Source organism: Gimesia algae, from assembly GCF_007746795.1.
GTDB classification, from domain to species: Bacteria; Planctomycetota; Planctomycetia; order Planctomycetales; family Planctomycetaceae; genus Gimesia; species Gimesia algae.
This window is the reverse complement of record NZ_CP036343.1, coordinates 1-20,582: the sequence shown is the minus strand read 5'-3', so window position 1 is coordinate 20,582 and position 20,582 is coordinate 1. Positions and strand designations below refer to the sequence as shown.

The window sequence follows — 20,582 nt, the reverse complement described above, 5'->3', positions numbered from 1 at the left end:
TGTTTTTCGTGGTCGAAATATAAATTGGCATAAACCGCGGCTAACGCCGTGCGGCTAATTTTGTTTGCTGTATGTGAGCAGATGACGTTTTCTGATTCGTATTAAGAAAACCTACCTTGCTCAGACAACCTCCTGCTTGCTGTGCTCGTACCGGATGTGCATCCGGGCTTACCCTTTTCTCTCTTGCGTCGTGTTGATCACTGGTCGCTGATTTTCAGCTGGGCGTGCTGGTGTCTTTCCGTAATATTCTCTGTGTGCCTGCGCGCGTGCTCTGATCATGCGCGGGCGGGTGGTACGGACACGTGGTTCGGGAGGAGAATCGGTCATGTTTCAGATATTTCAAAATGCTTTCTGTGACTTCTGGTTGCTGATGGTGGGGATGTTGTCTGGCATCTCCAGTGCGTCTGATCTTTGCGAATGGCACGGCGGTGTCAACAGGGGTCAGCAGAAAACGGGGTGGCGATACTTGTTGACAGGGGTCCGATATGAGGCGGTACTGAGGCGGTGTCGGGATGAAGCTGTGCGAAGTGCGGCGACCCGCAGGCATACATTGCGAACTGGTGCTGTTTCAGGCAGTGCAGAACTGGAAAAAACGTCCGGTTTTCGCGTGAACCTCGGGAAGTGGTTCGCGGTGTTTCAGTGCACTGTAAACTGGGCACGCGCGCGACACAGGCCTACGCTTATCGTCGTTGGCGCGACGCGGTCAAGTTCAATGTTTGCAGACACGGCGATTGAGCAGTGCTCGGATAACAGCTACTCTTTCTACTTCCAACAGTTAGAACCGGAGTGTGGTCTGCACGTAGAACTGGGTGGCGGTGTTGCGGGGCGGAATGTTGTCGCCTACAAAATCGCCGTACCAGAACCAGGAGTAACCGGCCTGGATGTTGAAGTTGGGGTTGAAGGTGTAGATGCCGATCAGGTCGAGTTCCTGTCCGATGTCGCGGCTGCCTCCCAGTGTTCCCGTGGGTGCACCGGCGACGTTGTAGAGATAGTCGTTCGTCGTGGCTTTTTCGAACCAGTGGAAGGCGCTGACCAGGCTGACTTTTTTGGCCGGCTTGGCGTCCAACTGCAGACTCCAGTCATACAGGTTCTGGCCGGACAGGTTGTCGATGATCCCCCAGTAGGCGTGTCCCAATGGGTAGAGCGTATTGAAGGTATTGTTGGTACTGCCATTCGGGTCGGAGTTACCGGAACCGTAATAGAACAAACCGCTCAACCGTGGCGACCAGGGAACCGTGGTCCAGGTGTGACCGAGGACCGAGGTGAAGAAACCTGCGGAAACGCGTTTGCCGTCATCGTTTCCGAACTGGTAGGCTCCTTCGGTTTCGAGGTCCCAGATGCGGGTGACTTTGCAGCAGTCGTCCTGAACTTCCCTGGTGGTTTTGAAGCGACCACCTGTGGTGTGCCGGGAACCATCGGGGCGGTTGGGTGTGTTGGTTTCATCACGGAGCCAGAGGTAATACAGGTCGAGCAGTTCGGGGCCGCCGTCCGAGAGAATGGTGGCGTAGATCCCGCTGAAGGTGACCGAGGTATCTGGTTTGTCGGTGCCATTATCGTATCGAGTCAGAGGTTGATTTCCGGCAGCTGCATTCACGGGGTTGGTGATGAAGGCGTCGATGTGAACGGTTTCAGTATGATGAAAATATTTGAAGCCTTCAAAGTTGCGGCGGGTGTTCGACCAGTCGAGTGGCGAGATCAGATGCTGAGAGCCATACAGCATTTCCTGTCGACCGTAACGGAACCAGCCGGGCGCATCATTCCATTCATGCAGTTTGACATCGACGAATGCGTTTTGCACATTCCAGCGGTTGACATCGATGGGCGTGGGGGGCAGATCGTTATCGAAGATCGAGCCATCAAGGCCTTCGAAGTAGACGCGGGCGTAATCGCCGAGCTGCAGATCGAAATACTGACGCCAGCGCCAGAGATTGTAATCGGTATTTGCGGGTCCGTTTGGTCGCAGTCGGTTTTGCTCGTGCATCCAGCGATGCCGCAGTTCGCCGCCGACGGAAAGTGTGTAAGGCGAACAATCGTCGCCGAGCGGCATCTCCTTGAAGCGCTCCCCCAGCAGGTAAGGATGATCGGGATTGCTGAGGTAGCTGCCGAAGGTGTTATCAAAGAACAGTGGTTTATACGGATTAGCAGGAGGTTTTATCGGCGATGGGTCATCGAAAATGATTTCATCTTCGGACTCTTCGGTATTCGGCGGGATGACCGAATCGGTAGAAGGTTCTTCTGCAGACTGGAAGACTGTCGAAACGGGTGTCAGTTCTGGTGTAACGCCATCGTATTCAACCTGGGCCGCTGGTGCAGGTGGTACGGCAGGCGAATCGGTTTCTGCGTTGAGACGCGCTCCGGTCCAGGCGGATGAAGCGACCACACTTAAAGATAAAATCACGCGAAGACGCATGCGGCATTCCTTGCTGTTACCTATCTGGCGATAGAAATTCTGATTCATTCGTTTGTTCGCGAAATGAATGGATCATTCCTGACTGTTATGCGTCGCATCCTGTTCCTGGACGATCGCGTTGGATTGGTCTCCCAGGTTAGAATCGGTTTGCCGGGTGTAATCGGACTATTCCGTTCAGTCAGATTTCCAGTAATAAACAGGACTTAGAAATGATTCGGAGTTAATTTTGCCAGAACCCGACTAATCAACAAACATGAGGTAATCGTTAAAACTTTCCAGGTCAGCGACTGGCGCAATGAAAGCTTGAGCGATTATGCCACCCAGGTAAGCTGGCTGAAGATGGGCGGCTGGCTTAAGGAAATCTCATTGAAGCGGGCGAGACGCATCGACGGCTACCACTGGACACCCAGCATAAGTGAATTGAGGCCACTGCCGATGCCGAGTAGAGCGATGCGGTCCTGTTCCTGGAGGATCTGATTTTCGATGCCGAGGGCCCAGGCCATGGGGAGAGCGGCGGCACCGGTATTGCCCAGCGTTTCGACCGTGGGGTAGTCGAGACCGGGGTCGAGACCGAGTTTTTCGAGCAGTAGTTTGCGGTGTGCTTTGCCGACCTGGTGGGTGAAGACACGATCGACGTCGGAGTTCTGCCAGCCGAGCGTGGTTTTAGTCTGCTCCCAGGTGGGGATCGCGAGATTGACGCCGGCGACGAGCAGGGATTCGGAATCGGTCTGCATGCGAGGGCGGTGATCGCCGTGCTTTTGTGCTTCGACACCGCCGGCGCAGAGTTCGTGACTGGAGGTGTCGGTTTGAAAGTTGCCGCCCAGCAGACGGTGACCGGTCTGACTGAGTTTACGGTCGCAGAGAAGAATGGCTGCAGAGCCACTGCCGATGGTCAGGGAAGCGAAGTCGTTTTTAATGGATTTGCGGGTTAAGGTGTCGTCGTGAAGCAGGTCGTGGATGGTGCCTTCCACGAGGTCGCGACCGACTTCGGTTCCGACGACGATTCCGGCGCGGATCTGTCCCATTTCAATCATGTTGGCGATGAAGACCATCCCGTTGAGCAGACCAAGACAGGCATTACTGATATCAAGGACGAGTGCGGATGGAGGGAGACGGGCAGCATGATGCACGCCGCTGGCGGTCGCCGGTTCGAGTTGATCGCGGCAGACGGAGCCATGAAACAGGGCCCCGATAAATTTGCGGTCGAGCTGACATTGATCGAGCAGCTTGTTCACAGTCTGAGCGCTGATGATACCGGGGAGCGTGCCCGGATCGAAAAAGCGACGTTCCTGGATGCCGGTCATCAGTTCCAGTCGGCCTGCGGGCAGACCGAGCCGATCGTAAACGGGTGCGAGCTGTGCTTCGATTTCGTCGGAAGTGACGATGTGGGGTGGCAGGGTACAGCAGACAGCTTCGACGCAAACATGCTCATAACGCATAAGCGGTAACAAATTCCCATTCCAACAGGCTGATTAAAGAGACGACGTGACCGGGCACAAAAGTCAGAACTTCTGCGCGCAGAAAGAACGTCCTATTGAATTGGATCTGGGAACGAAACTCAACCTAAGCGCTGAAAATTTTCAGACCTGAGCAGCACTTTGTCTGCGGGGAGAAGAATTCAGAGCATCAACCAGGGTCGAAATCTCATCCAGCTTCTCTGTGCGAGTCCGAACATACTCGGGAGTCGGTTCTTCGACCCGCAATTTTTCCGCACTGCGTACGTAACGTAAGCCTGACAACAGGAGGTCCAGTTGTTTTTCGGTAATATTTATTGTTGCGATATCAGTCATAGGTAAACGAAAACTCTCTCGAGGTGATCCGGAGAATTCAGTCCACAACAACCTCCTGCTGCTGTTACTGACATAATATTAGTCAATCACCAACCCAAATTTCAACCAGTTTTTACAAAAATACATCCTGTCTGGTTTTTTCTTATCATCGACATATCAAAGAAGTTTGCTTTGAAAGCTTTTCCGGTGCTGTTGAATCCCTTACAGCCGGCCTGATTGAATCGATCGATACGCTTGATTTAAACTATACATAAAAACATTGTCAGACGGCTCTTAAGTTACCTTCTTCGAAGGACTCTGCCATCGCCAGCGGAATTTCGGCTTCGGCGAGAACGACTTTGGCCTGATTTTCCTGAGTCGTCGCGATCATTTCCTGTTCGGAGGCAACCGCTTCGGCCCGTCTTTCTTCTGCCAGAGCCTGGGCGATACGCATGTCCGCCTCGGCCTGATCGACGCGGAGACGTGCCCCGATGTTCTCGCCGACATCAATATCAGCGATATCGATGGAGACAATGGAAAATGAAGTTTGCGAATCCAGGCCGCGGTCCAGCACATTACGGGCAATGACAGACGGATTCGCCAGAACTTCCTTATGGCTTTCACAGGAACCGATGGCAGAGACAATTCCTTCCCCGACACGGGCAATAATCGTCTCTTCGGTGGCTCCCCCGACCAACTGACTTAAATTGGTTCGCACGGTGACCCGGGCACGGGCCTTGAGTTGTATCCCATCCTTCGCAACGCCGTCCAGTGTGGGCCGACCACTTTTCTTGGGATCGGGGCAATCGATGACTTTGGGGTCCACGCTGGTTTCGACGGCGGAGATGATATTTCGTCCCGCCAGATCGATGGCGGACGCGGTATCCCAGTCCAGATCGATACGAGCCCGGTGAGCGACAATCAAAGCATGGACGACGCGGTGTACATTCCCGCCGGCCAGATAATGAGCTTCAAACGCCTGGGTGGGAATATCTGTTAACCCGGCCTGGACAGCCATAATTTTGGTATCGACGATGACCGAAGGCTTTACTTTTCGAAGTGACATGAAGACCAGAGCGAGCGGACCAATTTTGGCGCGCGAGCTGAAGGCCTGAATCCACAATTTAAAATAACGGGCGAACAACGCCACGAAGACGATGCCCAGTAAAATTCCGATTCCACCAATGGCAAATGCTACAACTGGCCAGAGATCTTCCATAGTCTGCATAACTCCCTTGTAAGTAATTATTTCTGAGACAGCTGCCTCTCAAATATCATAACTGCCCCAGGGTCAAAACAAAAAGTAATTTTCAGCAGCTTTTTGCATTTTTCGCATTAGTTCACACCAGAAAACGAAAATGGGCTTGAATTGGATCATTCTGTTTTTCAAAACAGTCTGGTTCGGTCGATTGGAAATCGGTTTTCCGATCTTTATTCTGGTTTAAATAAACCATGTTTTCAAATTCCGTTGTTACCGGGACAGCGGATGAGTGAATAGAACCGACTTCAGCAAAGCAGGAAAACTCATGAGTATCGAAGCCAAGATCGAAGAACTGAACCTGGAACTTCCCACAGCACCCAAGCCGGGCGGCATTTATAACCCCGTCGTGCAGGTCGATGATATGCTGTATGTCTCCGGACATGGGCCCATCAAACTGGATGGCAGTATGCATACTGGACGAGTGGGTGACGATTTGACTGAAGAACAGGGCGTCGAAGCAGCGCGTGCTGTGGCTTTGACCATGCTGGCGACTCTGAAACAGTACCTGGGCGATTTAAATCGGATTGATCGATTCGTCAAAGTTCTGGGTATGGTGAATGCGGCTCCCGACTTCAAACGGCATCCCCAGGTCATCAACGGTTTCAGTGATCTGATCGTGCAGGTGTTTGGCGAGAATGGTCGCGCGGCCCGCAGTGCCGTCGGCATGGGATCTCTGCCGGGAAATATCACCGTCGAAGTCGAAGCGATTGTCATGCTTAAGAAACAGGAACAGTCGGTCCTGTAAGATCTGCTGACTAAATTAAATCAGCAGCAGGCAGGTGCTTTTTCCCGAAAACTGATAATGTGAACAGTTCAATCGGGCTGATTCATCTTTTCGGATCAGGGCATTCATAGTAAAAACCGTTATAGCCATGGTTTTGCGCTATGTGACCAGGGAAATGGTGCCTGCTGTATTGAGAAAGGATTCTCGGTGTGCCAAACGTTGATTTGATTATTTTCGGAGGAGGGATTGCCGGCCTGTGGACGATGCACGAAGCCAGTCGACGGGGATACAGGTGCCTGCTGCTGGAAGCATTCGCCTTAGGCAGCGGCCAGACCGTTGCTTCACAAGGAATCATTCACGGCGGTTTAAAATATACCCTGCAGGGCATGATGACCGGTTCCGCCCGTCGCATCCGTGAAATGCCATCAATCTGGCGAAAGTCGCTGGCCGGCGAACAGCTGCCCGATTTATCCCAGACTGAAATCCGCTCGAACAACTGCTATCTGTGGCGAACAGAATCACTGTCTTCCCGGCTGGGGATGTTCGGTGCCAAAATGGGGCTGCAGGTGGTCCCTGAAAATCTCGCGCCCGAAGAAGTACCTGACATCCTCTCTGGTTGCCCGGGATCGATTGGTCGGATGGACGAACAGGTGATTTCTCCTTACAGCCTGATTCGAAATATGGCGAATGCGTTTCCGGATCAGATTTTCCAGTACGAGCCAGAAAACCTGAAGTTCATCCACGACCAGAGTGGGAATCTGACTGCTGTTCAGATTCAGGATCGGGAAGGAACACCCATTTCTATTCAGACTGCGGCGGTCTTATTGACTGCGGGAAGCGGAAACGAAACATTATTAAAGCAGGCAAACCCGGACTCTGCCGTTCAGAAAAGCAGCCTGATGCAGAAACGGCCGCTGCATATGGCTCTGGTCAGAGGGACATTGCCTCCCTTTAATGGACATTGTGTGGATGGCGCGAAAACCAGAGTCACGATCACGTCAGACATCGATTGCCAGGGGCGCACGGTCTGGCAGATTGGTGGTCAGGTGGCAGAGACCGGTGTGAGCATGAATCGACGTGAGTTGATTGAGCATGCTGCCCGGGAGCTGGCGGCTTCGGTACCGGGAATAGACTTGAATGGACTGGAGTGGAATTCCTACACGGTGGATCGAGCTGAAGGTTCGACCAAATCAGGGCAACGACCGGAAACACCTCAGATCCTGCAGGCAGGGAATCTGTTGACAGCGTGGCCTACCAAGCTGGCACTGGCACCTCAACTGGCGGAAGAAATTTGTGAGCGGCTGTCTGACATTCCTATGTCCCCGACCGCGCTGGACGATTCCTGGAAGTCAGAACTGACGCGATTGCCTCGGCCGCAGATAGCTTTGCCTCCCTGGGAAACCGCCGTGGACTGGGTGAGACTTGATGAACCGTTTAGTCAACGAGAGGCTGCCTGATTTCTGTCAGGTCGAAATTCGAATATGCAATATCGTCCCTTAGGAAATACCGGCTTCTCCGTCAGCGCGCTGGGATTTGGTGCCTTCAAAATTGGTCGCAACGAGCAGATCAAATACAGTCAGTCGTACGATCTTCCGGATGATTCTACCACAGATCGTCTGTTGAATTCCGTGCTGGATCTGGGGATCAACCATATTGATACCGCGCCCGCTTATGGCATCAGCGAAGAACGCATCGGCCAGTTCCTGTCACATCGACGTAATGAATTTCTGCTGTCGACTAAAATTGGTGAGACCTTTGAAAACGGTGCTTCCACCTATGACTTCTCGCGCGTGAGTCTGAAGTCGAGCCTGGAACGCAGTCTGGATCGATTGAAAACCGATGTACTGGACGTGGTGCTGATTCATTCGAACCATTTTGAAGCAGAGATCTTAAATCACAGTGATGCGATCGAAACACTGCAGGCAGCAAAACAGGCGGGACAGATTCGCTGGATCGGCCTGTCTGCCAAAACGCTCTCCGGTGCGAAGTCGGCACTCGACTGGGCGGATGTGTTGATGGTCGAATATCATCTGCAGGACCGCAGTCATGAAGCACTCCTGGTTCAAGCCGCACAACAGGGGGTGGGAGTCTTCGTGAAGAAAGGGCTTGCTTCGGGACTGCTGTCACCCACCGCTGCGATTCCGTTCGTGCTCCGCAACCCGGGTGTCAGTAATCTGGTGGTGGGTGGTTTGAATCTCAAGCATATTCAGACCAACTGGCAGACCGCCGGCGCTACATCGATTGCGCCAGCCGCGTAATTCCCGCTGTCTGCGAATTCTTTCACCAGCGGCGTTTATTGTAAGAAACATAAGTATTTCCAGCGCGGACTCTCCGGGGTGAAAAGCATGTTTATACCGTGTACATCCCTTTTTCTACCGCGTCTGTCGGCTTGGCATTCGTGGTGGTTCGGACTATAAAGGAGTAAAGCATCATCAAAGTTTACCACGGTCTTTTCTGAACCTCTTTTGAGTCCCGCACTATGGCGCCCAAAGTCGGCTTGTTTATCCCCTGTTATATTGATCAACTGTACCCGCAGGTGGGCATCGCGACCCTGAAAGTATTAGAACATTTCGGGGTGGATGTAGAATATCCCGAAACCCAGACCTGCTGCGGCCAGCCCATGGCAAATACCGGCTGTACAAATGAAGTTGAGCCTCTGGCAAAACGGTTTCTGGAAATTTTCAAAGGCTATGATGCGGTTGTCTGTCCGTCAGGCAGTTGCGTCTCGATGGTCAAACATCATTATGATGAATATTTTTCAGGCAACGCCGAGTTTGATGCACTCAAAGCGAAAACCTACGAGTTCTGCGATTACCTGACCAACGTCCTGGAAATCAAAACCCTGTCGGGGCGGTTCCCTCACAAAGTTGGCCTGCATCAGAGTTGTCATGGACTGCGCGAATTAAGACTGGCCAGTTCCAGCGAAGTCATGGGCCCCCCTTTCGGTAATGTGCGCGTGCTGCTGGAAAGCATTGAGGGGGTGGAACTCTCTCAACTGCAAAGGCCCGATGAATGTTGTGGCTTTGGTGGTACCTTTGCGGTCGCTGAAGAAGCGGTCTCCTGCATGATGGGAGAAGATCGCGTGCACGACCACGAACAGGCGGGGACGGAAGTATTGACAGCTTTGGATATGTCCTGTCTGATGCACCTGGATGGTATTATCCGCCGCCAGAAGAAACCGATTCGAGTGATGCATATCTCTGAAATTTTAGTCGAGTGTTTGTAAGATGCCTTCACATCCAAAATTAGCTGCAGAATTCGTAAAGAATAAAGAACGTGCGCACTGGCACGATCAGGCGCTGTGGTTTGTCCGTTCCAAACGTGACAAGGCGGCGCAGCAGATTCCGGAATGGGAGCTGCTCCGTGAACAGGCTTCAAAAATCAAATCGTACACGGTTTCTCATCTGCCCGATCTGCTGGAAGAATTCGAGCGGAATGCGACGGCGCGAGGCGTACAGGTTCACTGGGCCCGCAATGCGACCGAACATAACGAGATCGTGCATGGACTTTTAAAAAAGCATAATGTGACACGCGTGGTGAAAAGCAAATCCATGCTCACGGAAGAGTGTCATCTCAATCCCTACCTGGAGCGACATGGGATTGAAATTATTGACACCGATCTGGGAGAGCGGATTGTGCAGATGCAGCATATGCCCCCCAGCCACATCGTGATGCCTGCCATTCACATGAAGAAGGAAGAGATTGGCGAACTGTTCCACGAGCAACTGGGAACAGAAAAAGGGGCCACGGATCCCCAGTATCTGACCGAAGCAGCCCGTCAGCACTTACGACAGAAGTTTATTGAAGCGGAAGCCGGGATCACGGGGGTCAATTTTGCAATCGCGGAAACGGGTGGTTTTGTAGTCTGCACGAATGAAGGCAACGCTGACCTGGGAACGTCGTTAAACAAACTGCATATCGCCTGTATGGGGATTGAGAAGTTGATTCCCCGCGCGGGCGACTTGAGTGTGTTTCTGCGATTGCTGGCCCGATCTGCGACAGGTCAGCCGATCACCACGTATTCCTCTCACTTTCATGGTCCGGCACCGGGTGCAGAAATGCATATCGTGTTGCTGGATAACGGACGCAGTGAAATTTCGGGTAGTGATGAATTTCGCCGCTCGTTGAACTGCATTCGTTGTGCCGCCTGTATGAATACCTGCCCCGTATATCGACGGAGTGGAGGTTACAGCTACAGTAACACGGTCCCCGGCCCCATCGGGTCGATTCTGGGCCCGGCCAAAGATCCGAAGGCGAATTCCACCCTGCCCTTTGCCTGCAGTCTGTGTGGTTCGTGCACCGATGTCTGTCCGGTGAAAATCGATCTGCATCATCAACTGCTGACCTGGCGAAAAGAACTGCGCGTCAAGGGATTATTACCGTTTTCAAAACGGCTCTCCATGAAAATGATGTCGTGGATGATGCAGGCACCAGGCATGTATCGTTTCGTGGGAAAAATGGCGCGTTCGATTGTGCCTTATCTGCCTCGATTCATGCTCTACAATCGCCTGAACGATTGGGGAAAACAGCGAGAACTTCCCATCATACCCAAACAGAGTTTCCGGGAGTGGATGAAGCAGAATCATGACGACAAGTAAAAATGAAATCCTGAGCAAGCTGCGCAGTCAGTCGGTCCCCAAAACCGAATTGCCCGACCTGCAGTCGATTGAGCTCTCTTCACAGTGGGTCCGGTATGAGAATCCGACTGAACAGTTCGCAGAAATACTGGCTTCGGTAGGCGGACAGTGTATTCCCGTCAAAAATGTCGACGATGTCAATCAGAGGCTGTCGGAATTGCCCGCGTACCAGGAAGCAAAAAATGTCTGTTCTCAGATTGCCGGTTGTGGGCAACCTAATGTGAGCATTCCCGAAATCACCGACCCACATGATTTTGAGAATATCGATTTTGCCATTTTACCGGGTAAGTTCGGGGTGGCGGAAAATGGTGCCGTCTGGATCTCCAATGCTGGCGGCCCGGCGAGGACCCTTTACTTTCTGTCACAGCATGTCGCACTGCTGGTTCCCGCCAGCGAGATTGTAAACAACATGCATCAGGCGTATCAGAAACTGGAATTTGCTGAAAACGGGTTTGGGACCTTTATGTCGGGACCTTCCAAAACGGCTGATATTGAACAGTCGCTGGTGATCGGCGCGCATGGAGCCCGATCCCTGATTGTGTTTCTGGTCGAAGAATCATTTTGAATTCACTGAGCCGCTGATCAGGAATTTGTCCATTTTTTTGTAACTTTCCCGGGTTCAAACAGGTACACTAAGCTGTCTCCAGATTGTGTATGATCAGTCTGATTCTGTTCTTAGATCCGTTTTTTCTCATCGGAGGTTCTCCGTGTCGACCGCGATTTCAAAATCTTTCCTGAAACAATTTACGCTGACTGTCTGTTTTCTCTCGTTTGGTTCTCTGGCATCGGCTCAATCTGATACCGAATCGCGTAAAGACAAAACGGACTGGAATAAACCGATTGCCGTGGCCACCATCGCCAGTATTGAACGCGTTCTGGATGACATCGATTACATCTTTGCCACCGTGAACAAACCAGAATATCCCGCGATGATCAAAGGTTTTCTGGCTCAGTATCGCAATCTGGAAGGCCTGGATAAAACGAAGCCGCTGGGTGCATTCGTGTTTCTGGACAAAGGCATCTCGCCTCAACCGGTTGTCGTGGGATTCATCCCCGTCAAAAGTCTGGATGAATTGACGCAGACCCTGGGAGAAGTCGGTTTCCTGATCAACCCCGTAGAAGGTCAGGAAAACCGCTACACGCTGGCGTTACCCACTTTCTCTTTGCATATCAAGATGGCCCATGGTTACGCTTTTCTGCAGATCAAAAGTGAAGCGCTGGACAGAGATTTTTACAACCCGGTTGAGTTCACCAGCGCACTTGCCAAAGAGTATGACATTGCCGGGGCACTGTTTCTGAGTAATGTCCCCCAGCCGATGCGGATGATGGCCGTCGATCTGGCCAGTGCAAGTATGGATGAAAAACTTCAACAAAAACCAGGTGAAGAGGATCTGAAGTTTCAGACTCGTAAAGAGACATCCTTGCTCGCATTGAAACAGTTTGAACGTGTTGCGCAAGATGGCGAGCAACTGACCGTCGGCTATACCCTTTCCAGACAGAACAAGAATATTCAGCTGCATCTGGGTGTCAAAGCGCGACCTGATACTCCGCTGGGAAAAGAATTTCAGCAGCTGTCAAAAACTTCCAGTCAATATTCTTATCTCGATGAAAACTCGTCGGACTATCTCGGCTATGCGATCCTCCCATTGCGAAAAGAGATTGAACAAAAAGCACTGATTGAATTACTGGAAAAATCGACATCTGATGTACCTCCCGTCCTGCTAGGTGATGATGAGAATCCGGGCCCCGTAGCAAAAATGCTCAAATCTGCGAAAGCAACCATCGAGGCAGGGAGGCTTGATGCTCAAATTCAGATGGTGCAAACCTCTAAAGGCAAGACTGCACTCATCGCTTCAATGAAAATATCAGAAGGAGAAACATATAAAGCAGGGCAACAGGAATTGTTTGACTTATTAGGGCCTAATGAACCAACTCCTAAATTTGAGTCAAATGTCGCTGAGATCGATGGGGTAACAATACACAGTGTCACACCTCCTGATCCTGGACAACAAGCGAAAGACCTGTTTGGCGAGAACCCCGTGATTTTTATTGGATCGAATTCAGAAGAATTATGGCTGGTCATAGGAGAAAATGAGTCTTTAGAGCAATTAAAAAAGGCAATTTCGCTTAACAAGACTCGGTCCGATCAGAGAAAACCTGGTAATCTTTTTCTGGTATCGATTAAGTTTAATCCTCTTATCGCCATGATTGGGGAGAATGCAAAAGACCCCAAATTTGTTGAATCTGCAAAAGTCGCCTTCGCTTCCGGTGGCGACCTGATGACCATTTATCCTAAAATCACAGCCGATCAAGCCAGCCTGAATCTGGAATTCGGTGAAGGATTCATCAGGCTGATTTCCTTAGCCATTGCCAATCGAAAGTAACCTGTCTTCAGATTGACTGTCGCGTCTTCCGATTACCGACGCCTTTTTTCCTGGAACAGGCACTAGAATACTATTCCTGCCATGCCTGAACCAGAAACTGAAGTACTCCCCTATCTGACGGAAGGCTTACCGGGAACCGGCGGTGAATTAAAGCAGACTCCCGAAGACTTTCTCGTGGAAGAGATTCCGGTTTACTCTCCTTCCGGCGAAGGCGATCACCTGTTTCTGTGGGTAGAAAAACGGGATGTCTCGGCGCAGTTTCTGGTGAAGGTTCTGTCAGAAAAATTGAGAGTCGACTCGCGGGAAATTGGAGTGGCCGGCCTGAAAGACCGCTGTGCAATCACGCGGCAGATGGTTTCTGTTCCCGCGGAATGTGAGCCCCTGCTGGAAGGGTTTGCCTTTGCAGGAATTCGCATTCTGCAGGCAACTCGCCACGAACGTAAACTGAAAACAGGTCATCTCAAAGGCAATCGCTTTACACTTTTATTGAAAACGACCACTGAGAATGCGTTCGCCAACGCGAATGCCATCCTGGAGAAAATCAAAGCGACCGGCTTTCCCAACTATTATGGTTCACAGAGAATGGGCCGGGATAATGAAACACAGCGAATGGGCATGAAGCTCTTAAAAAATGAAAAGGTTTCCGCCAAGTATTTTCGGAACAAGTCCATGAAGCGGCTGGCGTTGTCAGCGGCGCAATCCAGCCTGTTTAATCGGGCTTTGTCTCAACGGGTCTCTGCGCAAAACCTGCATACGGTTCAGCGGGGCGATATCATGCAGGTTTGTGAATCGGGGGGTCTGTTTGTCGTCGAGGAGGTCGCTGCAGAGCAACAGCGGTTTGATCAGCGGGAAACCGTGATCACCGGTCCAATTTTCGGGCCGAAAATGAAACAGCCTACCGATCAGGTTCTGGAAGCAGAAACCGCGATCCTGCAGGATTTTTCTTTGGAGCCGGCTTATTTTTCGCGTTTCAAAAAACTGACTCCAGGTGCCCGCCGACCATTCCTGATCTGGCCTGAAGATCTTAAAATCAATCAGACGGCGGACGGCATCCAGTTCGATTTTACGCTGCCTTCCGGCGTGTATGCGACCATGCTACTCAGGGAATTTATGAAAAACGAGACGGCTGTCATGTCACCAGGCGACTCGTAAGGAAAGGAAGACACTGTGAAAGTTCTGATTGATGAGGAACAGATCAACTCGCGCGTGATTGAATTGGGACGGGAACTTGCCCAGGAATATCAGAATCGGCCCTTAACCATTATCGGGATCCTGGCAGGCAGCCTGGTCCTGCTGGCCGATCTGATCCGGGCGATTGATGTGCCCCACCAGGTAGGTGTGTTACAGGCTTCCAGTTATCGCGGCAAATCAACCACGCCGGGAGAACTACAAGTGAATTTGGATTACCTGCCCGATTTAACAGACCGTGATGTTCTGCTGGTGGATGATATTTTCGATACCGGCAAAACCATGCAGACCGTGCTGGCTCAAATTCAGGACCAGAATCCGCGGTCACTGAAATCAGCCGTCCTGCTCTGGAAAGAAGAAGCATCACAGGTCGAACTGGAACCCGACTATCATTGCTTTAAAATTCCCGAACATTTTGTCGTCGGTTATGGGCTGGACTTCAACAACGAATACCGTCATCTGCCTTTCATCGCATCCCTGGAAGGCTCGGATCTCGCGTAAATCGAATCTGTAGAACGCACATGATTCGAGTGCGTTCTACAGAATTCATGATAGATTACACATCCAGATTCTTCACATCGAGTGCATGTTTCTCGATGAACTCGCGGCGGGGTTCCACGACATCGCCCATCAGGACGCGGAAAATTTCGTCAGCAGCAGCAGCGTCCTGCATACCTACCTGCAGGAGCACACGTTTTTCAGGATCCATGCTGGTATCCCAGAGTTCTTCTGAGTTCATTTCGCCCAACCCTTTGAAGCGAGTCAGCTTGAGACCTTTTTCACCGATGTCTCGTAGCGAAGGCAGGAGTTGTCTGAGGTTACTCAGCTTGGAAGCATTGCTGCCACTGTTGATGCAAAACGGATAGATGGGCTCGCCATTGCGGTTTCCGGGTGAGTAGAAATCTTTCAGGTGAATCCCGTAGCCTTTCAGCTTCTGTAACAGATCGTTAATCGTGCGAATTTCGTGCAGATCGGTCACCTGCAGGGCTCCTGCTTTCGCGAACTCATCCTCTTCTTCTTCGCTGCCTTCCGCTGTTTCTGCTGCACCATTGTCATCGGCAATCTGCAGTTCATCGCCGCGTTTGGCTTCTTCTTCTTTCAGGAATTGTTCCATCTCTTCCTGTGTCGTAAACCAGAACTGGTGTTTGTCCAGAAAGATGCGGTATTGCGGCAGTAAGCCTGCTTCTGTCGCAAAATTTGATGCGAGGAACTTCAAATCAATGCCGCGACGATCCAGTGTTCCCAACGGTTCTTCCAGATCAGAAACCAGTTTGACCAGTTTTTCCAGCATCTCTCCTTCAAAGATCGTCCCGTCTTCATGCTGTAGATTGGAACCCGAAAGTGCCAGATCTATCAGTTGGGTCATCATTTCATCCTGCGTCTGCACATAGCGGATTTTTTTTCCTTGAGTCACTTTATACAAAGGTGGCTGTGCGACATAGACGCAACCATTGTTGACCAGTTCCCGCATGTGACGGAAGAAGAAGGTCAGCAGCAGCGTACGAATGTGGCTACCGTCAACGTCGGCATCGGTCATCAGGATAATCTTGCCATAGCGACGTTTCGTAACGTCATCAAAGGCGGCTCCCGGAGGAACGCCGACTGCTTTGAAGATGTTGGCGATTTCCGCGTTATCCAGAACTTTAACCAGTTGTGCTTTTTCGACATTCAGGATCTTACCACGCAGTGGCAGAATCGCCTGGATGTTGGAGTCGCGTCCGGTGTCTGCAGAACCGCCGGCCGAATCACCTTCGACCAGGTAGAGTTCGGTAATATCGAGTTCGCGGCTGCGGCAATCACGCAGTTTTTCAGGCAAGCCACCTGTGGTGAGTGCCCCTTTGCGGCGGACCATTTCGCGGGCTTTTTTGGCTGCTTCGCGGGCTTCAGCCGCCAACAGACCTTTCAGCGAGATCTTCTTCGCGACGCCTGGGTTCTCTTCGAAAAACTTGGTCAGCTTTTCATTCACGACCGTCTGAACAATGCCTTCGACTTCACTGTTTCCGAGCTTCGTCTTGGTTTGACCTTCAAACTGAGGATCGGGAACGCGTACGGTAATCACGGCCGTCAGGCCTTCACGGAAATCGTCGCCGCTGGGTGTGAAGTCTTTGAAGAGATTGGCTTTTTTACCGTACGCGTTGATCGAGCGGGTTAAAGCACCACGGAAACCGGAGAAGTGGGTTCCGCCTTCGATGTTAAAAATATTATTGGCAAAACAGCGTACATTTTCGGTGGAACCATCGTTGTGCTGCACCGAAATATCGACCTGCACCCCTTCGAGTTCCCCCTGGATGTGAATGATTTCTTCATAGAGCACATTCTCTGTACGGTTCAAATGGCGTACAAACTCCACGAGTCCTTCTTCATAGTGAAACTCATCCGTCTGGCCGGTACGCTCATCAGTAATGCGAATCCGCACGCCGGCATTCAGGAAAGCGAGTTCCTGGAGTCGCTTGGTCAGAGTGTCGTAGACAAATTTGATATCCGGGAAGATCGTACCATCAGGCTTGAAGGTGATTTTGGTTCCACTTTTGTCGGTCTTGCCGAGTTTCTTCAGCGGAGTCTTCAACATTCCCTGGTGGAAATCCATCGTCCAGACATGTCCTTCACGCCGGACTTCGGCTTCCAGCCATTCACTGAGAGCGTTCACCGCGGTAATCCCGACGCCGTGCAGTCCCCCGGTTCCGGTTTTGTAGCCCCCTTCCCGGTCGAACTTTCCACCCGCATGGATTTCCGTCAAAACGACTTCCAGAGCCGGTCGGTTATTCATGTCCGGCATGACACCTACCGGAATTCCACGTCCGTCATCGCTACAGGTCACACTGCCATCCGCGTTGATTTTGACGTTGATGATCGAAGCGTAATTATTCACACATTCATCGATCGAGTTATCAACGACTTCATAGACCAGATGGTGGAGCCCCCGGTGCGTTGTATCCCCGATATACATGGCAGGACGGGTTCGAATCCCTTCGACGCCTTCCAGGGCACGAATATTGGATTCATCGTATCCCGTTTTTTTTAAATCTGACGACTGACTCTCTTCTTGATCACTCACGCTTTATCACTCCCGTGAATTTGTTTTTCTGTTTCGCTGTCGCGAAACGTTGTCTGATCTTAGACCAGTCTCAAACAGTAATTTCACATTCCATTTTTTAAGCTGTTTGAGCTACTTGTTTGCCTTGGATTTCAAGCGAAATCGAATATCGCGGACATCCTGTTTTCCGTACTCCTGCTGTAATTTCGTCAGTAATGATTTCTTATGAAACGAATTCAACTCGTTCAGCAGAGCAGAGTTTTCGACCCCAACCTGCACGATTCTGTTTTTGATACCCATCAGCGTCGTTTGACCTGCGATTTTTTCGCCGGCAGCCTGTTTCCAGGCATTTGTCAGCCGTTGGTCTCCCTGCACGCGGGACAGCCCCTTTAATGCAATCAACTCAGAAAGTACCTGGGAGACAGGTACTGGAGAAGGCACGGCACGACTCTTTTTGAATTCGTACTTTTGAGACATGTATTACCGTGCTTGCGAGAGAGGCATGATGACGTACGTGTAGCCATCGTCTGTTTTCAGAACCGCAGCGCTGTCTGAATCGATCAACTGCAGTCTGATATGAGCAGCTGAGTCGAGTGTCTTCAGAAAGTCGGCCAGGTAACGCACGTCAAACGTGATCACAATATCATCCCCTTCGAAGGGAATGGGGATTTCCACTTTGGATTCCCCCACGGAAGCCGCCACACTTTTCAAAGTCAACAGTCCACTGGAGAAGATGAAATCCACTCCTCGTGTTTCCACGTCGGTCACAATCTGTGCCTGGCGGACTGCTCCGAAGAAGGTGCCAACTTCCAGATCGATATTGTGAGTCGGTTCGGGAGGAATCACATCACGGTATTTCGGGAATCGGCCTTCAACAAGCCTGCCGAAAATGGTGGAACGACCACTTTTCACAATCACATCATTAGCCCGAATTGCGATCTGGATGTTTCCTTCATCGCCTGTCAGACTCTTTTCGATTAGTGACATCGCTTTCGCGGGAATCACGGGACGATTATTTTCATACGCTTCGGAACCCTGGTAACTGCACGCTGATTCGACCATTGCGAGTCGGCGGCCATCGGTGGCTGCCAGGGTTAATTTATCGCCTTCCACATCAAATAGAACTCCCCCGAGTGCATAACGCGTGCTTTCCGGATCGGTGGCAAACACGGTGCGGCGAATCATTTCCCGAAATGACTGCATCGGGATTTCGAAGTAGTTGGATTCATTGAAGGTTTCCACGGCGGGAAACTCTGAGGGATCATGCACTGACAGGCGGAATTCACTTTTCCCGGCCTGAATCAGGATGAAGTCCTGGTCGGATTCTTCGTCTTTCTTGAGTTCAATTTCCACGGAATCGGTATGGGCTTCCCGCAGGATGGATACCAGCTCATGGACGGAGAGCAGAATCTGCCCGGGCACCATGACTTCGACTTCTTCGAAATCAAAGCGGATACTGACTTCCAGGTCAGTCCCACTCAGTGTTGCTTTACCGTCTGCTGCTTCCAGTTTGGCACACTTCAGAACTTCTTTGGGTGTGCGGGAACTGATAACGCTTCCAATGATCTGAAAGCCGGATAACAGGGTAGATCGAGAACAACTGAGCTTCATGTTTGAATCAACTTTTGTAAAAATGCGTGGAATATAACGGCAGCCGCGGACACTGATGGGAACTCTTTCTGGCTGCCTGAAATCTAATCTTAAATGCTGCTGATATTTTATGTGATTTCGATGACTTTCACAATCATTCAGAGGTCCCGAATCTACACAACGACATTGATTTCCAAGGGAGTTTTAATCTAAAAGATATTTATTTAGCAGTAGTAGTATCAGAGGCAGATGAAAAATGTGGATCACGACTAAATAGAAGACGTAAGACCCTGTAAAATATAGGTTTAAGAACAGGGGGTCAGCTGGGAATTCTGTCGAGAACATGTTGGTGGGATCTTGGTGGGATGCAGACTGACTGATCAGAAAGAAGAGGACTTTGAAAAGTCGCGATCAGCGTTGTTCAGAAACGAAAAAGAAGTCGACTTTCGGCAACAGAGTTTGAACAGATTGTCGACAAAACAGAGCATCAGAAACCGTGTGATCGAGACTGTTAAAAGTTCTCTGATCCAATTTCTCTGGCTGAACTTCCTGTCCGCTATAAAGGATATACCCCAAGTTGTTGCTTGATGCGAGAAAGCTGCTGGCGTAATCCGGGTGATTTTTCGAGATCGTTCTGAATTTGACGACAGGCATGAATAACCGTGCTGTGGTTCTTGCGATTAAAATAATTTGCGATATTTGCTAAAGATTCAGCGGTCAACTCGCGGGAGAGGAACATGGCACATTGTCGAGGCAGAACAATCTGCTGAGACCGGTTGGCAGAACGGATTTGAGCCAGGCTGGTTTTAAACTCCCGGCAGACGACTCTGGTAATTTTGGCCGTACTGGTTCGCGGTGGATCCAGATTCCCAGCTAAAAAGTCCTTTACAAAGTGGCCGTCGATTCGGTTCTGCTGAATTCGACTGACAGTATGTAACTGATTCAAGATCGCAGACAGCTCTCGTGGCGAACACTCTTTCTGACGTGCAATCAGTGAAAGTTCTTTTTCTTTGACGGGAATCTGTTCGAAATCTGCCCAGAATTTTAACAGTTCCAGTCTGCTCTGGTATTTTAAGGGAGAAATTCCCACGCAGACGCCGCCATGAAATCGGTTGATCAGCTTCTTCTGAAACTGCATCAGTTCGCCTGGGGGCTTGATCGAAGTGATAATGGCGGCGCCACCCTGTTTAAGAATCGCGTCCAGCGTCGAGAGTAATTCTCCCTGTGTATGCGGCCGGTTTTCCAGGCTATGAACATCTTCCAGAATCAGCAGTTTCAGATCGCGAAGTTGGTCCTGAAACGTGGCAATGCGCTTGTTTTTCGAAGCGACGGCGTATTTCGCAGCAAATTCGCTGGCTGTCATGCTATTCCACTCAGTGTCGGGATGGAGATCAACATAGTCCGGGATCAACGAGTTAATCAGGGCTGATTTTCCACAACCCGAAGGCCCGTAAATGTAGACCAGCTGGGGATCTGGCACGTCTGTTGTCTGCATCAAACGCGAGACAGCCGTAAACGCATACTGATATTCGGTGAATATCTTGAAGGGACGTACGGTCGCAGTTTGTTGAGATTTTGACATCAT

At 50.9% G+C, this 20,582-nt stretch carries 17 protein-coding genes; 9 read left to right on the top strand and 8 right to left on the bottom strand.

Annotated features, from left to right (window positions below; all coding sequences use genetic code 11):
• Nucleotides 1–775 precede the first annotated feature (775 nt).
• The 4 genes from Pan161_RS00085 to floA all read right to left on the bottom strand — a co-directional run bounded on the left by Pan161_RS00085 (nt 776) and on the right by floA (nt 5,407).
• A complete protein-coding gene (locus tag Pan161_RS00085; protein ID WP_197995612.1) occupies nt 776–2,410 on the bottom strand; it encodes an alginate export family protein in 1,635 nt (544 codons plus the stop codon).
• Nucleotides 2,411–2,802: 392 nt separating this feature from the next.
• Nucleotides 2,803–3,849: a 3-oxoacyl-ACP synthase III gene (locus Pan161_RS00080; protein ID WP_145223581.1), complete on the bottom strand. Its 1,047-nt coding sequence runs from the start codon at nt 3,847–3,849 to the stop codon at nt 2,803–2,805.
• Between the two features lie 141 nt (nt 3,850–3,990).
• A complete protein-coding gene (locus Pan161_RS00075) occupies nt 3,991–4,200 on the bottom strand; it encodes a hypothetical protein (protein WP_145223580.1) in 210 nt (69 codons plus the stop codon).
• Nucleotides 4,201–4,462: 262 nt separating this feature from the next.
• Nucleotides 4,463–5,407 carry a flotillin-like protein FloA gene (gene floA, locus Pan161_RS00070; RefSeq protein WP_145223579.1) on the bottom strand — a complete coding sequence of 315 codons (945 nt, stop codon included), beginning with the start codon at nt 5,405–5,407 and terminating at the stop codon, nt 4,463–4,465.
• A 298-nt stretch (nt 5,408–5,705) separates the two neighbouring features.
• On the opposite strand from floA, the gene Pan161_RS00065 reads away from it, so the two are divergent.
• From Pan161_RS00065 to hpt, 9 genes are all read left to right on the top strand, one after another.
• Nucleotides 5,706–6,185, top strand: a complete 480-nt coding sequence (locus Pan161_RS00065) for a RidA family protein (protein ID WP_145223578.1) — start codon at nt 5,706–5,708, stop codon at nt 6,183–6,185.
• A gap of 188 nt (nt 6,186–6,373) precedes the next feature.
• Nucleotides 6,374–7,621 (top strand): FAD-dependent oxidoreductase, encoded by a 1,248-nt coding sequence (locus Pan161_RS00060; RefSeq protein WP_232103569.1) that lies wholly within the window; start codon nt 6,374–6,376, stop codon nt 7,619–7,621.
• A 24-nt stretch (nt 7,622–7,645) separates the two neighbouring features.
• Nucleotides 7,646–8,422, top strand: a complete 777-nt coding sequence (locus Pan161_RS00055) for an aldo/keto reductase (RefSeq protein ID WP_145223577.1) — start codon at nt 7,646–7,648, stop codon at nt 8,420–8,422.
• Between the two features lie 221 nt (nt 8,423–8,643).
• Nucleotides 8,644–9,390 (top strand): (Fe-S)-binding protein, encoded by a 747-nt coding sequence (locus Pan161_RS00050; RefSeq protein WP_145223576.1) that lies wholly within the window; start codon nt 8,644–8,646, stop codon nt 9,388–9,390.
• 1 nt (nt 9,391) lies between these two features.
• Complete coding sequence (locus tag Pan161_RS00045; protein ID WP_145223575.1) at nt 9,392–10,762, top strand: lactate utilization protein B; 1,371 nt, start codon at nt 9,392–9,394, stop codon at nt 10,760–10,762.
• Nucleotides 10,749–11,366 (top strand): LutC/YkgG family protein, encoded by a 618-nt coding sequence (locus Pan161_RS00040; protein WP_145223574.1) that lies wholly within the window; start codon nt 10,749–10,751, stop codon nt 11,364–11,366. Before Pan161_RS00045 ends, Pan161_RS00040 begins: the two co-directional genes overlap by 14 nt.
• Nucleotides 11,367–11,508: 142 nt before the next feature.
• Nucleotides 11,509–13,185, top strand: a complete 1,677-nt coding sequence (locus tag Pan161_RS00035) for a hypothetical protein (protein ID WP_145223573.1) — start codon at nt 11,509–11,511, stop codon at nt 13,183–13,185.
• An 81-nt stretch (nt 13,186–13,266) separates the two neighbouring features.
• Nucleotides 13,267–14,337, top strand: coding sequence for a tRNA pseudouridine(13) synthase TruD (gene truD, locus Pan161_RS00030; protein ID WP_145223572.1), 1,071 nt, complete (start codon nt 13,267–13,269; stop codon nt 14,335–14,337).
• Between the two features lie 15 nt (nt 14,338–14,352).
• A complete protein-coding gene (hpt, locus tag Pan161_RS00025; protein WP_145223571.1) occupies nt 14,353–14,874 on the top strand; it encodes a hypoxanthine phosphoribosyltransferase in 522 nt (173 codons plus the stop codon).
• Between the two features lie 55 nt (nt 14,875–14,929).
• Here hpt and Pan161_RS00020 read toward each other — a convergent pair whose 3' ends face one another.
• From Pan161_RS00020 to Pan161_RS00005, 4 genes are all read right to left on the bottom strand, one after another.
• Nucleotides 14,930–17,428, bottom strand: a complete 2,499-nt coding sequence (locus Pan161_RS00020; RefSeq protein ID WP_145223570.1) for a DNA gyrase subunit B — start codon at nt 17,426–17,428, stop codon at nt 14,930–14,932.
• A gap of 111 nt (nt 17,429–17,539) precedes the next feature.
• Nucleotides 17,540–17,884 (bottom strand): DUF721 domain-containing protein, encoded by a 345-nt coding sequence (locus tag Pan161_RS00015; RefSeq protein ID WP_145223569.1) that lies wholly within the window; start codon nt 17,882–17,884, stop codon nt 17,540–17,542.
• A 3-nt stretch (nt 17,885–17,887) separates the two neighbouring features.
• Nucleotides 17,888–19,018, bottom strand: coding sequence for a DNA polymerase III subunit beta (gene dnaN / locus Pan161_RS00010; protein ID WP_145223568.1), 1,131 nt, complete (start codon nt 19,016–19,018; stop codon nt 17,888–17,890).
• Nucleotides 19,019–19,553: 535 nt separating this feature from the next.
• Nucleotides 19,554–20,582: a helix-turn-helix domain-containing protein gene (locus Pan161_RS00005; RefSeq protein WP_145232451.1), complete on the bottom strand. Its 1,029-nt coding sequence runs from the start codon at nt 20,580–20,582 to the stop codon at nt 19,554–19,556.

Bases quoted from the DNA above. Each gene is read 5' to 3' on its own strand.
- Pan161_RS00085 (WP_197995612.1), bottom strand. From the start codon at position 2,410: ATGCGTCTTCGCGTGATTTTATCTTTAAGTGTGGTCGCTTCATCCGCC.
- Pan161_RS00080 (WP_145223581.1), bottom strand. From the start codon at position 3,849: ATGCGTTATGAGCATGTTTGCGTCGAAGCTGTCTGCTGTACCCTGCCA.
- Pan161_RS00075 (WP_145223580.1), bottom strand. From the start codon at position 4,200: ATGACTGATATCGCAACAATAAATATTACCGAAAAACAACTGGACCTC.
- floA (WP_145223579.1), bottom strand. From the start codon at position 5,407: ATGCAGACTATGGAAGATCTCTGGCCAGTTGTAGCATTTGCCATTGGT.
- Pan161_RS00065 (WP_145223578.1), top strand. From the start codon at position 5,706: ATGAGTATCGAAGCCAAGATCGAAGAACTGAACCTGGAACTTCCCACA.
- Pan161_RS00055 (WP_145223577.1), top strand. From the start codon at position 7,646: ATGCAATATCGTCCCTTAGGAAATACCGGCTTCTCCGTCAGCGCGCTG.
- Pan161_RS00050 (WP_145223576.1), top strand. From the start codon at position 8,644: ATGGCGCCCAAAGTCGGCTTGTTTATCCCCTGTTATATTGATCAACTG.
- Pan161_RS00045 (WP_145223575.1), top strand. From the start codon at position 9,392: ATGCCTTCACATCCAAAATTAGCTGCAGAATTCGTAAAGAATAAAGAA.
- Pan161_RS00040 (WP_145223574.1), top strand. From the start codon at position 10,749: ATGACGACAAGTAAAAATGAAATCCTGAGCAAGCTGCGCAGTCAGTCG.
- truD (WP_145223572.1), top strand. From the start codon at position 13,267: ATGCCTGAACCAGAAACTGAAGTACTCCCCTATCTGACGGAAGGCTTA.
- Pan161_RS00015 (WP_145223569.1), bottom strand. From the start codon at position 17,884: ATGTCTCAAAAGTACGAATTCAAAAAGAGTCGTGCCGTGCCTTCTCCA.
- dnaN (WP_145223568.1), bottom strand. From the start codon at position 19,018: ATGAAGCTCAGTTGTTCTCGATCTACCCTGTTATCCGGCTTTCAGATC.
- Pan161_RS00005 (WP_145232451.1), bottom strand. From the start codon at position 20,582: ATGATGTCAAAATCTCAACAAACTGCGACCGTACGTCCCTTCAAGATA.